Raw genomic sequence first — 430 nt, forward strand, 5'->3', positions numbered from 1 at the left:
ATTTGAATTTCAATATTGTTATTAACCCGCTCCCTGCTTTTGCTGTAGATACTCCTGTAATTGTATGTTTAAACAATCCTCAAACAAGAATAGAAGCAATCAACCCTAATAGTACTTATAGTTACGAATGGACTTTAAAAGGAGATCCTAAAGTACTTAGTACTGATGCATTTTTAGATGTATTAAAAGGAGGCACATATGTCATAACAGCTACAATGCAAGATGGAACTGATTGCTCTAGAAGTAGAGAGGTTGTAGTAAATGAATCTATTAACCCTACTTTAAATGATGATGATATAGTTATTGTTGACGACACAAATAACAATGGTCTTGATAACTATTCGATTAAAATAATTACAGACAATCAAAATTTAGGTATTGGTGATTATGAATTCGCTATTGTTGATGAAGATAACAATATGACAGGATT

At 31.2% G+C, this 430-nt stretch carries 1 pseudogene; it reads left to right on the forward strand.

What is annotated here, in order from left to right:
* Window positions 1–430, forward strand: a pseudogene (locus F7018_RS18575) (hypothetical protein); the annotation flags it as partial.

The organism is Tenacibaculum aiptasiae (assembly GCF_008806755.1).
GTDB classification, from domain to species: Bacteria; Bacteroidota; Bacteroidia; order Flavobacteriales; family Flavobacteriaceae; genus Polaribacter; species Polaribacter aiptasiae.